General features: G+C 37.6%; 17 protein-coding genes and 1 riboswitch. Of the genes, 16 read left to right on the top strand and 1 reads right to left on the bottom strand.

Annotated features, from left to right (window positions below):
- The 3 genes from AMET_RS20825 (at position 1) to AMET_RS27440 (ending at position 1,021) form a co-directional block, all read left to right on the top strand.
- Entirely contained in the window at positions 1 to 300 is a 300-nt protein-coding gene (locus tag AMET_RS20825) for an AtuA-related protein (RefSeq protein WP_012065268.1), read from the top strand.
- Between the two features lie 245 nt (positions 301 to 545).
- Entirely contained in the window at positions 546 to 824 is a 279-nt protein-coding gene (locus AMET_RS27445) for a hypothetical protein (protein WP_083761066.1), read from the top strand.
- Positions 821 to 1,021 carry a hypothetical protein gene (locus tag AMET_RS27440; RefSeq protein ID WP_049765313.1) on the top strand — a complete coding sequence of 67 codons (201 nt, stop codon included), beginning with the start codon at positions 821 to 823 and terminating at the stop codon, positions 1,019 to 1,021. The genes AMET_RS27445 and AMET_RS27440 overlap by 4 nt, the downstream gene beginning before the upstream one ends.
- 34 nt (positions 1,022 to 1,055) lie before the next feature.
- On the opposite strand, the gene AMET_RS20810 is transcribed toward AMET_RS27440, so the two are convergent.
- Positions 1,056 to 1,700: a YgjV family protein gene (locus tag AMET_RS20810; protein ID WP_012065267.1), complete on the bottom strand. Its 645-nt coding sequence runs from the start codon at positions 1,698 to 1,700 to the stop codon at positions 1,056 to 1,058.
- Positions 1,701 to 1,894: 194 nt separating this feature from the next.
- On the opposite strand from AMET_RS20810, the gene AMET_RS20805 reads away from it, so the two are divergent.
- The 13 genes from AMET_RS20805 to AMET_RS20745 all read left to right on the top strand — a co-directional run bounded on the left by AMET_RS20805 (position 1,895) and on the right by AMET_RS20745 (position 13,376).
- On the top strand, positions 1,895 to 2,755 hold the full coding sequence (locus AMET_RS20805; protein WP_012065266.1) for a hypothetical protein: 861 nt from the start codon (positions 1,895 to 1,897) through the stop codon (positions 2,753 to 2,755).
- Between the two features lie 75 nt (positions 2,756 to 2,830).
- A riboswitch (TPP riboswitch) is annotated at positions 2,831 to 2,938 on the top strand.
- 119 nt (positions 2,939 to 3,057) lie between these two features.
- A complete protein-coding gene (thiS, locus tag AMET_RS20800) occupies positions 3,058 to 3,252 on the top strand; it encodes a sulfur carrier protein ThiS (protein ID WP_012065265.1) in 195 nt (64 codons plus the stop codon).
- A 1-nt stretch (position 3,253) separates the two neighbouring features.
- Complete coding sequence (thiF, locus tag AMET_RS20795) at positions 3,254 to 4,060, top strand: sulfur carrier protein ThiS adenylyltransferase ThiF (RefSeq protein WP_012065264.1); 807 nt, start codon at positions 3,254 to 3,256, stop codon at positions 4,058 to 4,060.
- Between the two features lie 14 nt (positions 4,061 to 4,074).
- The gene (locus AMET_RS20790) at positions 4,075 to 4,851 is read left to right on the top strand and encodes a thiazole synthase (protein ID WP_012065263.1); all 777 of its coding nucleotides are present in this window, start codon (positions 4,075 to 4,077) and stop codon (positions 4,849 to 4,851) included.
- On the top strand, positions 4,851 to 5,954 hold the full coding sequence (gene thiH, locus AMET_RS20785) for a 2-iminoacetate synthase ThiH (RefSeq protein ID WP_012065262.1): 1,104 nt from the start codon (positions 4,851 to 4,853) through the stop codon (positions 5,952 to 5,954). Before AMET_RS20790 ends, thiH begins: the two co-directional genes overlap by 1 nt.
- 23 nt (positions 5,955 to 5,977) lie before the next feature.
- On the top strand, positions 5,978 to 7,291 hold the full coding sequence (thiC, locus tag AMET_RS20780) for a phosphomethylpyrimidine synthase ThiC (protein WP_012065261.1): 1,314 nt from the start codon (positions 5,978 to 5,980) through the stop codon (positions 7,289 to 7,291).
- Positions 7,292 to 7,882, top strand: a complete 591-nt coding sequence (thiE, locus tag AMET_RS20775; RefSeq protein ID WP_012065260.1) for a thiamine phosphate synthase — start codon at positions 7,292 to 7,294, stop codon at positions 7,880 to 7,882.
- 182 nt (positions 7,883 to 8,064) lie between these two features.
- The gene (locus AMET_RS20770) at positions 8,065 to 8,748 is read left to right on the top strand and encodes a TIGR00266 family protein (protein WP_012065259.1); all 684 of its coding nucleotides are present in this window, start codon (positions 8,065 to 8,067) and stop codon (positions 8,746 to 8,748) included.
- Positions 8,749 to 8,964: 216 nt separating this feature from the next.
- Positions 8,965 to 10,326, top strand: a complete 1,362-nt coding sequence (locus AMET_RS20765; protein WP_012065258.1) for an MATE family efflux transporter — start codon at positions 8,965 to 8,967, stop codon at positions 10,324 to 10,326.
- Positions 10,327 to 10,384: 58 nt separating this feature from the next.
- Positions 10,385 to 11,335, top strand: a complete 951-nt coding sequence (locus AMET_RS20760) for a D-2-hydroxyacid dehydrogenase (protein WP_012065257.1) — start codon at positions 10,385 to 10,387, stop codon at positions 11,333 to 11,335.
- Positions 11,336 to 11,406: 71 nt separating this feature from the next.
- Positions 11,407 to 12,108 carry a purine-nucleoside phosphorylase gene (gene deoD / locus AMET_RS20755; protein WP_012065256.1) on the top strand — a complete coding sequence of 234 codons (702 nt, stop codon included), beginning with the start codon at positions 11,407 to 11,409 and terminating at the stop codon, positions 12,106 to 12,108.
- 187 nt (positions 12,109 to 12,295) lie between these two features.
- Positions 12,296 to 12,502: a DUF1657 domain-containing protein gene (locus AMET_RS20750; protein ID WP_012065255.1), complete on the top strand. Its 207-nt coding sequence runs from the start codon at positions 12,296 to 12,298 to the stop codon at positions 12,500 to 12,502.
- Positions 12,503 to 12,515: 13 nt separating this feature from the next.
- The gene (locus AMET_RS20745; protein WP_012065254.1) at positions 12,516 to 13,376 is read left to right on the top strand and encodes a DUF421 domain-containing protein; all 861 of its coding nucleotides are present in this window, start codon (positions 12,516 to 12,518) and stop codon (positions 13,374 to 13,376) included.
- Positions 13,377 to 13,386: the final 10 nt, after the last annotated feature.

The following is a 13,386-nucleotide window of genomic DNA, read 5'->3' as shown; positions in this document are numbered from 1 at the left end:
ATGAAGTTAAGAGAGATTGCTCACTCAAGAACCGGTGATAAAGGAAATATATCCAATGTTTCATTAATCGTGTTTAATGAAGAAGACTATAGATTGATTGAAGAAAAGGTTACAACGAAGGTTGTAAAAGAATGGTTTAAAGATATTGTTCATGGAGAAGTGAAACGATATGAACTTCCTAAACTAGGTGCTTTAAACTTTGTGATGGATAAAGCACTTGGTGGCGGAGTAACTAGATCGCTTGCTTTAGATAAGCACGGTAAAAGCCTTAGTGCAGCATTGCTTGAAATGGAAATATAAAGGTTAAATATGATGTAGCAAACCATTGTTTTGGCAGTAGCGTGATATGTCATAGGTATAAAAGAATATGAGATTGTTGAAATGAAGTATATATAAAACAGAAGAGTTAGCTGAAATAGATAGCTAACTCCTCTGTTTTGCTATTTTTAGCAGAGAACGAACCTTGATATGTAACCTAGTGCTTAGTAACCTCCTTCTTTGGAGAAGATATGTGTAAACTAATCCCAAAGAAATAGAGGAACATCATGAAAAAGAAATATATCGTAAAACTGACCAATGAAGAACATCAAGAACTAACAGATATAATAAGTAAAGGTAAATCACCGGCATATAAAATCAAACATGCAAACATTCTTCTCAAAGCCAATGCTGAGGGACCAAACTGGATTGATAGACAGATTGCAGAAGCGTTTGTTTGTATGGATGAACAGCCTATACAACTTATTAAGGAAACTCGTACCCCTCTCCCCTTAGAACCTGGCAAACCCGAACGACACGATTATGAATACGAGGTAGCTGGTTGAATATAGCGGAGTTAGAGTTAAGTGTATTCACAAGGCAGTGTCTTAACAAGAGAATTCCAGATATAGAAACATTGCAAACCAAAGCATATCTATGGGAGCAGAACCGTAATGAATCTCAAAAAGGAGTTAATTGGCATTTTACTACAAAAGATGCTCGTATAAAACTTCAGCATGCGTATCCACAGATTGTCATGTGACTAAGCACTAGCCACTTTTTTACTTCTTGTAAATTTATAGGAGATGCTTAACAAAAATGGTTTCGTCGCCCTCGGTGCTTTGCATAAATCCCATCTTGTGTAAATATGAAGTATGTTTTTCACTAGCCACATGACTGATGAGACGAGTATAGCCTAAGTCTAAAAAGTAATTTGCATGTTCCTCATAAAGATACTTTCCAATCTTTAGATCTCGATATTCGGGGATTGCAAAGTCAAGTTCAACTAATAGCGTGTTTTCATCATATCTGGATCCAATAAAAATACCTGCGGGAACAAGATCCCTTAAAACATAAAATCCGATCATATCATGGGTAAATTGCATAGAATGATTAGGGAAGTAGCTTAAAATGTCTGTTTCATAAAAATCCAAAAAGTATTTGAAATAAGGACTATTATTATCAATAGCGAGTACTTTAAAGAATTCTGTGGTGCTGCCAGGCGCGTAGAGTTTAGTCAAATAATAGATATTGATAATGATAATGGCAATATTCGCAATAGCTACGGGAATTGCACCAATTAAGAAACCATATATGGCAAAAATAAGGGCGCCTACTAAGTTGATCAACCTCAATTTGACAATGGAAGTCATGAGTAAAGAAATAAGTATTAAGGTTGAGGCTATATATCCAATCCATTCAACCCAGTTAATTGTATTCATTTGTTTTCCTCCGTTTTATAATCATTTTTTGTCCATTTTATATATTACCCTTTTATGACTCATTTAGCAATGATAACAATTGATTGATGAAAAAAGTAGAGCAGATAAGGAACATAAAATGAGGGTTCTAACAATACATAAGAAAAGGAGTTTGATAAAGATAAATAGAAATCTAATATAAAGGAGTGGTTGAATTGTTTTCTAAGCTATTGGCATATGGCAAAAAAAGTGGGACGGTAGTCAAATCAAACCCGATCATTTTCATGACTATTTTTATGGAACTGATCTTAACTGGATTGATCACCACGGGATTCATATTGTTTATATCACCTAGAAATATAGTGCAATATGGTGGGAGTGCATCTCAAGCTGGATTCCCCTTCATAATGCTAGCATTGATGATGGTGAGTTATTTTTTGATAGCAATCGCTATTCAAGCAGGTAAGCTCAATATGATTTGTAGAGGGGTACGATCTCAAGAGGTTACGTTTAATCACTTTGGAGAGGGCGTTAGGGCTTTTTTTGTACGAATTCTTGGGGGAGCATTTTTGTTAATCCTTCTAGGGGGTCTGCTGGGAATAATCATCGTGCCCATAGTGCTTGTCATGGGTATTCTTGGTTTAATTATCTTGACTATTGGAATAATTGTGGTTGCAACACTATTAATATTTTGGGAGACAATTTTGGTTTATGATGAACTTCCTAGTGCATGGGATGCGATTACAGGAAGCTTTAAGTTTGTAAAAAAACACTTTTGGATGGTATTATTGCTCCAGATACTCTTTACTATTTCAAATAGTATTATCGATAAATTAGGAGCCACACCATCCATTGAGCCATTAGGAATATTAAGAGATGAAGGCATTGTTTTTTTTAGTAGTCTAGGAAATGTAGCAGGAGCATCAATGATCAGTCAAGTCATTCTATTGACAGTTATCGCTATGTTATTTAAACTATTCATTGAAACTTTTTACTTTGTCTTCTATCACAATAAAGGAATGTCCATAGGGTATCAAGAAAATGATGAAAGTGAAAGTCAAAGTGAAGGTGAATGATAACATCTTAATCAATATCTTTACAAGAGATGATAAGTCAACTATACTTAAATAAGCAAGAATGAAAAGTAAATAGTGTTTAGCTAGGGGAGCCATTACGGCTGAGAAGGAATGATTCATAATACCTGACCCTTTGAACCTGACGTAGTTAGTACTACCGTAGGGAAGCTGATAGAGTTGATGAAATTAATTACGGTGAAATGTATAATTGAACCTATGAAGACATCTGAATCTATAAGAAGCTTCCCTAAAGTACAGGGGAGCTTCTTTTTTTTACAAAAATAGAGGAGGGAGATGTAAAGATGATTGTCAATGGGAAAAAAACGTCACTACCGAATGGAACAACGATTACAAAATTACTACAGGAGTTGAAGTTAGATTCAGATCATGTGGTAGTGGAAGTTAACATGAACATTATTCCAAAGGGACAATACGAACAACTGATGCTAGATGAAAGAGATCAAGTTGAGATTGTGGGATTTATCGGAGGGGGTTAATATGAAACTGATTGTGAATGAAGATGAAATGGATGTAAAAAAAGGAACAACAGCATTCGAAGTGAGAAACAAAGTCAAAAAAGATGCTGATGTTGTTGTTTATAATGGCTTTATCATCAAGGAAGATGTTTTATTACAAGAAGGAGATCTGATTACATTGATTCAAAGGGGAGAAATCCCCATCATCGAAGAACTAGAAGTATTATTGACCTCCAGACATACCCCAGGAGTTCATAAAAAAATAAAGAAGGCATCTATAGGCATTGCAGGCTTAGGGGGATTGGGTTCAAACATTGCTGTTTCCTTAGCTCGCATGGGAATTGGAAAGCTTTTATTGGTGGATTTTGATGTGGTGGAACCGAGTAATCTCAATAGGCAGCAATATTTCATACGACATATTGGAATGTTGAAAACCGAAGCACTTCAGCAGTTAATCCATGAAATCAATCCATTTGTTGAGGTAGAGGTGATCAATATATATTTAGATCAAACCAATATTGAAGACTGCTTTAAAAATATGGATGTTATTGTTGAAGCCTTCGATAATCCAACATCTAAGTCAACACTTGTCAATACAGTATTGGAAAAAATGAAAGAGAAGCCCATGGTGGCAGCTTCAGGAATGGCAGGATACTTTTCCAATAACTCGATTAAGACCAAGCGCATCACGAAGAAATTTTATTTAATTGGCGATGGGGTATCGGCAGCAAAGCCTGGGTGTGGGTTGATGGCTCCAAGAGTAGCTATCGCCGCAAATCACCAAGCTAACACAGTTGTTAGAATTTTATTAGGTGAAGAAGAAGTTTAAAAGGAGGAGAGGAAATGGAAGGATTCAATATTGGAGGTAAATCACTCAAGAGTCGACTTCTAGTTGGAACAGGAAAGTTTGCTAGCTATGACTTGATGAAGCAAGCCATTGAAGGCTGTGGTACACAAGTTGTCACAATGGCCCTGAGACGAGTGAATCTAGATCATAAAGAAGACAATATCCTTGAGTACATTCCTAAGGATACGATTTTACTACCTAATACATCCGGTGCAAGAAATGCAGAAGAAGCCATTCGAATTGCAAGACTTTCTAGAGCAATGGGATGTGGTGATTGGGTTAAAATTGAAGTAATATCAGATCAGAAGTATTTACTGCCTGATAATGAGGAAACGGTTAAGGCCACAGAAGTACTAGCAAAGGAAGGGTTTATTGTGCTACCTTATATGAATCCAGACTTAATGATCGCTAAAAGGTTAGAGTCTGTAGGAGCAGCAGCGGTTATGCCCTTAGGATCACCTATTGGAACGAATAAAGGGTTGCAAACCAAGGAAATGATCCGGATTTTAATTGAAGAAATTAAAGTTCCCATCATCGTGGACGCAGGAATTGGGAAGCCCTCCCAAGCTGCTGAAGCTATGGAAATGGGAGCTGAAGCAGTACTGGTCAATACGGCAATTGCAACAGCTCAAAATCCAGTGAAGATGGCTAAGGCCTTCGAACTGGCAGTAAGGGCAGGTCGATTAGCCTTTAATGGGGTAACTGCGCCACAAGCTAAAGTGGCTCGGGCATCTTCCCCCTTGACAGGATTTTTACATGAAGGGGAAGCATAATGAGTTTTTATGATACTTACCTAGAATATGAGAACTTCGATACCGAGGGATTTTTAAAGGAAGTAAAGGAACCTGATGTTTTAGGAATTATTAAGAAAAATAAACTAAATCATCATGATTTTTTAGCTCTACTCTCTCCAGCGGCAGCTAATTGCTTAGAGGAAATGGCTCAAAGAGCGCAGGAACTTTCACTACAGCATTTTGGGAAGACGGTTTTACTTTATACACCTCTTTATCTTTCCAATTATTGTGTAAATCGCTGTGCCTATTGTAGCTATAACATTGATCACGACATTAAAAGAAAGAAGCTTACCTATGATGAAATTGAAAAGGAAGCTCAAATCATTGCTGAAACGGGATTGAAGCATATTCTACTATTAACGGGAGAATCAAGAATAGAAACACCGGTTTCTTATTTAGTGGAAGCTGTGAAGATCATGAAAAAATATTTTGACTCCATTGCCATTGAGATCGATCCATTGGAAAAAGAAGATTATCAGCGTTTAATAGAAGCTGGTGTAGACGGATTAACGATTTATCAAGAGGTTTATGATGAAGAGGTATATAAACAGGTGCATTTAGCTGGACCTAAAAGGAATTATCATTTTAGACTTGATGCGCCTGAGAGGGCTTGTGAAGCCAATATACATAATGTCAATATTGGTGCACTTTTAGGCTTAAATAAGTGGCAGCATGAGGCCTTTATGACTGGTATGCATGCTAATTACTTACAAAATAAATATAATGATGTGGAACTAAGTATTTCTTTACCTCGTATTCGACCTCACGTGGGAGGCTTTCGGGATGTGTATCCTGTGACTGATCAAGATTTAGTTCAAGTGCTTCTTGCTTTTAGAATTTACTTACCCTATGTAGCCATTACCATGTCCACAAGAGAAAGAGGCAGTCTGAGAGATCATCTCATTCCTCTAGGAGTCACTAAAATGTCTGCAGGGGTAACAACAGAAGTAGGTGGTCATAGTGATTCCGATAAAGGAGACAGTCAGTTTGAAATTAGTGATACAAGAAGTGTTGAAGAAATGAGAAAAGCCATATTAAATAAGGGCTATCAGCCTATATTTAAAAATTGGATGGCAATTTAAATATAAAATTAGGGGGAGAAAAGATGAATTATACAACTCAAATGGATGCTGCAAGAAAAGGATTGGTAACAAAGGAAATGGAAGCTGTGGCAAGAAAAGAAGGAATGGATATAGAAATTTTGCGTGAAAGGGTAGCAACGGGAAAAATTGCGATTCCTGCTAATAAAAATCATCACTCATTAGATGCCGAAGGGATTGGAGAGGGATTAAGAACAAAAATTAATGTTAATTTAGGGATCTCAAAGGATTGTCCAAATATCGAAGTAGAGCTTGATAAGGTAAGAACAGCCCTAGAAATGAAGGCAGAGGCGATTATGGACTTAAGTTCATTTGGAAAGACAGAGGAATTTAGAAAAAGTTTAATTGAAATGTCACCAGCTATGATTGGAACCGTTCCAATATATGATGCAGTGGGTTTTTATGATAAGGAACTACAGGATATTACAGCCCAAGAATTTATCGATGTGGTAGAAAAGCATGCAAAAGAAGGCGTGGACTTTGTCACCATCCATGCTGGTATGAATCAAGAAACAGCAGCAGTTTTCAAGCGGAATCCTCGTTTAACCAATATTGTTTCTAGAGGAGGATCATTACTTTACGCATGGATGGAGTTAAATAAGAAAGAAAATCCTTTTTATCAATATTATGACCAATTACTAGAAATTTGTGAAAAGTATGATGTAACCATAAGCCTAGGGGATGCCTGTAGACCAGGGAGCATCCATGATGCCACTGATGCCAGTCAAATCAAAGAATTGATGGTACTAGGAGAATTAACCCTCCGTGCATGGGAAAAGAATGTCCAGGTTATGATAGAGGGACCGGGACATATGGCCATTGATGAGATTGCAGCAAACATGGTATTGGAGAAAAAGCTATGTCATGGTGCACCATTTTATGTATTAGGACCTATTGTTACAGATATTGCACCAGGATATGATCATATTACCAGTGCCATTGGTGGCGCAATTGCAGCCAGTCATGGAGCGGACTTTTTATGCTATGTAACGCCTGCTGAGCATCTTCGATTACCAACCCTAGAAGATATGAAGGAAGGAATTATTGCCTCTAAGATTGCAGCCCATGCAGGGGATATTGCAAAGAAGGTGCCTGGAGCTAGAAAATGGGATAATGAAATGAGTCGCGCGAGACAACAGTTAAATTGGGAAAAGATGTTCGAACTGGCCATTGATCCGGAAAAGGCAAGAAGATACCGAGAGGAATCAAAGCCTGAGCATGATGACAGTTGTACCATGTGTGGTAAAATGTGCTCCATGAGAAATATGAATAAGATTATGGAAGGGAAAAATATCAACATTTTACGAGAGGACGATTAGATGCTTTACTTGGTTACCAATCGAAGGATGATAGAAGACCATAACTTTCTTAGTGTTATCAAAGGAGCAACTAATGGTGGGGTAGATGCAATAATCTTAAGAGAAAAGGATTTATCTTATAAAGAGCTATTGGGATTAGCAAAAGATATTCAAGGCGTTGTACATGGAACCAATACACGATTGATTATCAACAATAGCTTAGAAGTAGCAAATGCTGTTGGTGCTCATGGATACCATACTGGATTTCAGCAATTCATTGAAAAAAGACTTCATTTCCAGGGAGGCGTTGGAGTGTCGGTCCATAGCATAGAAGAAGGAATAGAAGCAGAAAATCAAGGGGCAAGCTATTTATTGGTGGGACATATTTTTGAAACCAATAGCAAAAAAAATCTGCCACCTAAGGGTATTACATTTATTGAAGGATTTAAAAAGAATATAAAGATCCCTATTGTTGCAATTGGGGGGATCAATGCAGGAAATATTCAGCAACTTTGCCGTGTTAAAGTAGACGGGGTTGCAGTGATGTCAGAAATTATGATGGCCACTGATCCACATGCCACAACGGCGAAACTAAAGAACTTAATGAAGTAATACAAATGAGGAGGAAACCATATGGTTTCTTCCTTTATCCTTTATTGCAATCCGCTCCTCAACTTATGAGTTCAAAGGTTTTATTATCTTTATTATGGGTAAAGCATATATTAAAATGATAAAATAAGTGTATCAGTACTAAGTAGCGTAATGTAATCGTAGATAAAAAGAGGAGGGAATTTATGGAATACAAACTGGTGGGAACAACTATGCCGTTGATAGAATTGACCCTACAAAAAGGAGAAACAATTAAATCGCAATCAGGTGCTATGAAATGGATGGATAGTATGGTGGACATGAGAACAAGCATGAATGGTGGAATTGGCGGATTGTTTAAAAGGAAGTTGATGGGTGAGAGTGGTTTTTTAAACTTTTTTCAAGCAACCAGTAATGGGCAAAGAATTGCCTTTGGACATACATTCCCAGGGCATATTATCCCAATTGATGTGACTAATCGATCCATCATATGCCAAAAACGATCATTTTTATGTTCAACTGAAGAGGTGGAGCTTGAGATTGCCTTTCAAAAGCGATTAGGGTCGGGCTTTTTCGGGGGTGAGGGGTTTATTATGCAGGAATTAAGAGGAAAAGGAATGGCCTTTGTTGAAATAGATGGGGAATCAGTAGAGATCCAACTTAAAGCAGGGGAGTCAATAAAGGTAGAAACTGGATCCGTGGGGATGTATGAGTCCACGATTCAAATGAGTGTTGAGATGGTTAAGGGTTTTAGCAATATGTTGTTCGGTGGAGAGGGTCTTTTTTTAACAACTTTAACTGGTCCAGGATTGGTATGGATTCAAACAATGCCGATACAAAGTATGGCAGGGGAAATGTATCCTTATTTACCGACTCCTTCAAACCGATAGCTAGGAAGTTGTCTCTAAAGATGCAATATGAAATGTGCTTTACAAAAACATGTAATTTCATTATAATTGATAGGTAAACATCAGTATTTATGATAATAGAGTAGTACATTCTACTTAAATATTTTTAGAACAAATAGGCTCAGATATGCTAATCTTTTTACAGGAAAGCTTACCTCCCGGTGAGCTTTCCTGCTTTTGCCTGAAAGGGGGTTCTCAATGACCAAAGGACTTTTTAATGATAAAGTTTTCTACAAAACTATGCTGGCGATTGCTTTGCCAATCACAATCCAAAACCTCATTTCTTCTGCCTTAAATACAGTGGATACGATTATGATTGGAAACCTTGGAGAACTTGAAATCGCAGCTGTTGGGTTAGCAAACCAATTCTTCTTTATGTTTGTACTTCTTTTATTTGGAATTAACAGTGGTGCTTCTATTTTTATTTCTCAGTTTTGGGGAAGGCAGGATATTAAAAATATTCACAGGGTATTAGGAATTGCTTTAATTTCCGGGGGGATACTAAGTTTAGTTTTTGCAGTAGGTGCCTTTGGTGTGCCAAATGTGATACTGGGCTTTTTCACTCATGATCAATCGGTGATTGATCTAGGAAGTCAGTATTTAAGAATTGTGTCCTTGAGCTATTTTGCCACTGCGGTGACCTTCGCATACTCATTTGCAGCTAGAAGCACAGGGGAAGCCAAACTACCAATGGTTGTCAGTGCAGTTTCCTTGTCTATCAATACGGTATTGAACTACATTTACATATTTGGAAAGTTCGGAGCACCTGCATTGGGGGTAAGCGGCGCGGCCTGGGCAACATTAGCTGCTAGATCAGTAGAGATGGTTTTATTGCTAGGAATGGTTTATGGGAAAAAATATGCAATTGCTGGAAAAATAAAAGATATGATGAATTTAACCAGAGAATTTGTATTGAAGTACTTTAAAACGGCCTATCCTGTGATTTTAAATGAAGGATTTTGGTCATTGGGGATGACGATGTACACGGCGATTTATGCCCGTATTAGTACAGAGGCCATTGCATCTGTACAAATTGCCAATACGGTTCAAAGTATATTTATGGTTGTGGGGATGGGATTAGGAAATGCCTGCGCGGTTATGCTTGGAAATGAAATTGGAGGAAATCATAAGGAGAGAGCATTTAATTATGCGAAAAAATTTGCGATCTTGGGCCCTTTAACGGGAGGAATTATGGGAATGCTTTTGTTCGCCTTAGCGCCTTACATTTTAAAGCTTTTCAATGTATCAACAGAGGTACATATCAATGCCATACGGATTTTGATGGTATTGGGTGTTTTTATGGCCTTTAAGATATTTAATGCAATTTTAGTAATCGGTATTGTAAGAAGTGGCGGAGATACAAAATTCTCTCTTTTTCTTGAATTAGGTAGTGTGTGGCTGATTGGAGTGCCTTTGGCCTTCCTAGGAGCTCACGTTTGGCAGTTGCCCATCTATTGGGTAGTGGTGCTTGTTTCTATGGAAGAGGTTGTGAAGGCAGGTATTGGAAGTGTTAGATTGATTTCTAAAAAGTGGATCCACAATGTCGTTGAACAAATGTAGTAAGGTGGTAAAAAAAGGATTACTTTGATAGAATAGTATACGAAAAGGAGGCAGTTCTATGATGAGAAAAGCGCTCATTCATTTAGATTTTCCTGCAAAGCATCTAGTGGTACTGCGAGAGAGATACCCAGAGCTTCAATTTGTGATAAACAAAGAAAAAGACGGGCTCTTAAAGCAGCTAGAGGATACGGAAGTATTAATTACTTTTCAATGTACAAAAGAAATGGTGGCAGGAGCCCCCAAGCTCAAGTGGATTCAGGGAGTTAGTGCAGGGATTGATGCCATGCCCCTAGAGGAAATCACAAGTCGAGAAATTATTTTAACCAATGGGAAAGGGATTCATGGAACCCATATGGCGGAATATGCCCTTGCTGCAATGATTAGTTTAGCAAGAAACCTCCACTTGGTATTTAGAAATCAAACAAAGAGAAAGTGGGAGAGAGATATTCTCCAGGGAGAAATATTTGGCGCTACAGTAGGAATCTTGGGGCTAGGAAGTATTGGCAAAGAGGTTGCGAAGAAAGCATCTTTAATGGGAATGAAGGTAATTGGATTGAAAAATACGCCTGAGTCAATGGAATACGTAGACCATGTTTATGGACCAGAAGAGATGGATGAAGTCTTTATAGAAAGTGACTATGTGATTAATTTACTTCCACATACACAACAAACCCACGGGATTATTAATAAAAGGCATTTTCAATTAATGAAAGAAACAGCTTGTTTTATTAACATGGGTAGGGGTAGAACAGTTAATGAAGAAGATTTAATTGAAGCATTGCAAAATGATGAAATCAGGGCACTATTTACTGATGTTTTTGAAGAAGAACCATTACCCGAGGAGAGTCCTTTGTGGGAAATGGAAAATGTTGTGATCACACCCCATATTTGTGGTGAATCATACAAATATATGGATCATGCCATGGAAATCATTGAACATAATCTCAAGGTCTATTTATATAAGAAGGGCGAAATGATTAACTTAGTAGACTTCAATAGTGGATACTAGTAAATCGGACTTAATATTGAGAGCGGTTTTATTAAGACGGGAAAAAATATAATGAAAGAGGGGTTGAATATATGAGCATACATATTGGAGCGAAAAAGGGCGAAATTGCAGAAACAATTTTGCTGCCAGGAGATCCTTTAAGAGCAAAATTTATTGCAGAAAATTTTTTAGAAAACATCGAATGCTATAACGAAGTAAGGGGTATGTATGGATTTACAGGTAGCTACAAGGGAAAAAGGATATCTGTACAGGGTACTGGAATGGGGATGCCTTCTATCTCAATCTATGTCAACGAATTGATTTCAGATTATGGCGTGAAGAATCTAATTCGTGTTGGAACCTGTGGTGCCATGCAGGAGGAGATACAATTAAGAGATGTGATTTTAGCCATGAGTGCCTCAACTGATTCCAATATGAACAAACTTCGATTCGGTGGAATGGATTATGCACCCACTGCTAGTTTTAGACTACTTAAAAAGGCCTATGATGTTGCTCAAGAGAAAGGTATCTTAACGAGGGTAGGCAATGTACTTACTGTTGACACTTTTTATAATGAGGATGTAAATAGTTGGAAGAAGTGGGCTGAGTTTGGAACACTGGCGGTGGAGATGGAAACAGCTGCCCTCTATACATTGGCAGCTAAGTTCGGGGTTGATGCACTGACGCTTCTCACGGTAAGTGATAGTTTGATCACTGGAGGACAAACAACTTCAGAAGAAAGACAGAACACTTTTATGGGTATGGTTAAAATTGCTTTAGAACTAGCTGAGTAAATTAAAAAGAAAAAAGGTAAGCACCTGAGTCCTTATGGACTCAGGTGCTTTTGCATATAAATTATTGGACTGGAAACACTATATTTAGTATTGTTGACATAAAAGTACGTGATTAATGGCGGTATGATTTTATTGAAGTAAAAAATATGAAATACATAAAAGTATCATGAAAAAGGGAGGGTAATAAATGACAATTGGGGCGCAGGTCAAGCAGACCTTAGCAACACTTAAGGGAAGTGAAGGCACACTAAAGCTATATGCAATGCAGACTCATGATGAGGAGTCAAAACAGGCCTATGAAGAAGCAATACAGGTAACTCAAGGTATCATCAAAGATTTGGAAAATAGGATTAAAAAAATTGAATTAGAAGAACCACAATACAAAGGAAATTAGGTGAATTGACCACATGGAAGAATGGATTGAAATTGTATTAAGATCAGTAGGTCTTTTTCTTTTTACATTTGTATTAATTCGCCTAATGGGAAAAAGGCAGATTGTTAGAATGACACCATTTCATTTTATTGGATATGGAGTCATTATGATTGTAGCAGCCTTGGCTTCGACGAAAGTCATTCCAAATATCGTCATGGGAATTGTTGCCATGATTATATGGGGTGGATTGATTATTGCTATAGAATATGTGTCTCTAAAGAGTAAATCGCTACATCACTGGGTCTATGGGAAGGAAACAGTGCTCATTAAAAATGGAAAGATAATGGAAGAGAATTTAAAGCAATTGCGGGTAACTGGTGAGGAACTGTTAAGCTCTCTTAGGAGTAAAGATGCATTTAATGTGGCAGATGTAGAATTTGCAGTGATGGAGTCCTCTGGAGAAGTGAATATGATACTGAAATCTGATAAGGTACCCATTACACCTTTTCATCTAGAGCAGCAGGTTGCACCTCAAAAGCCACCTCAAACGGTGATATTAGATGGCAATATATTAGATGAACCACTAAGTAACTTAGGTTTAAACCGGGGGTGGCTAATGGAGCAGCTAGAAAAAGATGGCATCTCAGTTGATAATATTTTTGTGGGTCAAGTTAATGGATCTGGAGAGCTCTATATGGATTTATTCGATGATTCTATCCAAATGAAACCCCCTCAAGTGAAACAAATGCTTTATGCAGGACTTGAAAAATCCCAGGCAGATTTAAGTAAATTCTCCCTGGATACAAAAGAAGAAGAAGCAAAGAGAGTCTATCAAAAAAATGCAACTGATCTAGAAGAGATGATGAAAAAAATCAGACCATATTTGTTGAGATAGAGGGTGGTGA

The sequence above is a fragment of the Alkaliphilus metalliredigens QYMF genome, assembly GCF_000016985.1.
Lineage (GTDB): Bacteria > Bacillota > Clostridia > Peptostreptococcales > Natronincolaceae > Alkaliphilus_A > Alkaliphilus_A metalliredigens.
The sequence above is the reverse complement of the archived record's forward strand: the minus strand, read 5'-3'. Positions and strand labels throughout refer to the sequence as shown.

What these genes read in the sequence shown, in the direction of transcription:
- AMET_RS20825 (WP_012065268.1), top strand. Translation starts at nt 1, where the DNA reads ATGAAGTTAAGAGAGATTGCTCACTCAAGAACCGGTGATAAAGGAAAT.
- AMET_RS27445 (WP_083761066.1), top strand. Translation starts at nt 546, where the DNA reads ATGAAAAAGAAATATATCGTAAAACTGACCAATGAAGAACATCAAGAA.
- AMET_RS20810 (WP_012065267.1), bottom strand. Translation starts at nt 1,700, where the DNA reads ATGAATACAATTAACTGGGTTGAATGGATTGGATATATAGCCTCAACC.
- thiS (WP_012065265.1), top strand. Translation starts at nt 3,058, where the DNA reads ATGATTGTCAATGGGAAAAAAACGTCACTACCGAATGGAACAACGATT.
- thiF (WP_012065264.1), top strand. Translation starts at nt 3,254, where the DNA reads ATGAAACTGATTGTGAATGAAGATGAAATGGATGTAAAAAAAGGAACA.
- AMET_RS20790 (WP_012065263.1), top strand. Translation starts at nt 4,075, where the DNA reads ATGGAAGGATTCAATATTGGAGGTAAATCACTCAAGAGTCGACTTCTA.
- thiH (WP_012065262.1), top strand. Translation starts at nt 4,851, where the DNA reads ATGAGTTTTTATGATACTTACCTAGAATATGAGAACTTCGATACCGAG.
- thiC (WP_012065261.1), top strand. Translation starts at nt 5,978, where the DNA reads ATGAATTATACAACTCAAATGGATGCTGCAAGAAAAGGATTGGTAACA.
- thiE (WP_012065260.1), top strand. Translation starts at nt 7,292, where the DNA reads ATGCTTTACTTGGTTACCAATCGAAGGATGATAGAAGACCATAACTTT.
- AMET_RS20770 (WP_012065259.1), top strand. Translation starts at nt 8,065, where the DNA reads ATGGAATACAAACTGGTGGGAACAACTATGCCGTTGATAGAATTGACC.
- AMET_RS20765 (WP_012065258.1), top strand. Translation starts at nt 8,965, where the DNA reads ATGACCAAAGGACTTTTTAATGATAAAGTTTTCTACAAAACTATGCTG.
- AMET_RS20760 (WP_012065257.1), top strand. Translation starts at nt 10,385, where the DNA reads ATGATGAGAAAAGCGCTCATTCATTTAGATTTTCCTGCAAAGCATCTA.
- deoD (WP_012065256.1), top strand. Translation starts at nt 11,407, where the DNA reads ATGAGCATACATATTGGAGCGAAAAAGGGCGAAATTGCAGAAACAATT.
- AMET_RS20750 (WP_012065255.1), top strand. Translation starts at nt 12,296, where the DNA reads ATGACAATTGGGGCGCAGGTCAAGCAGACCTTAGCAACACTTAAGGGA.
- AMET_RS20745 (WP_012065254.1), top strand. Translation starts at nt 12,516, where the DNA reads ATGGAAGAATGGATTGAAATTGTATTAAGATCAGTAGGTCTTTTTCTT.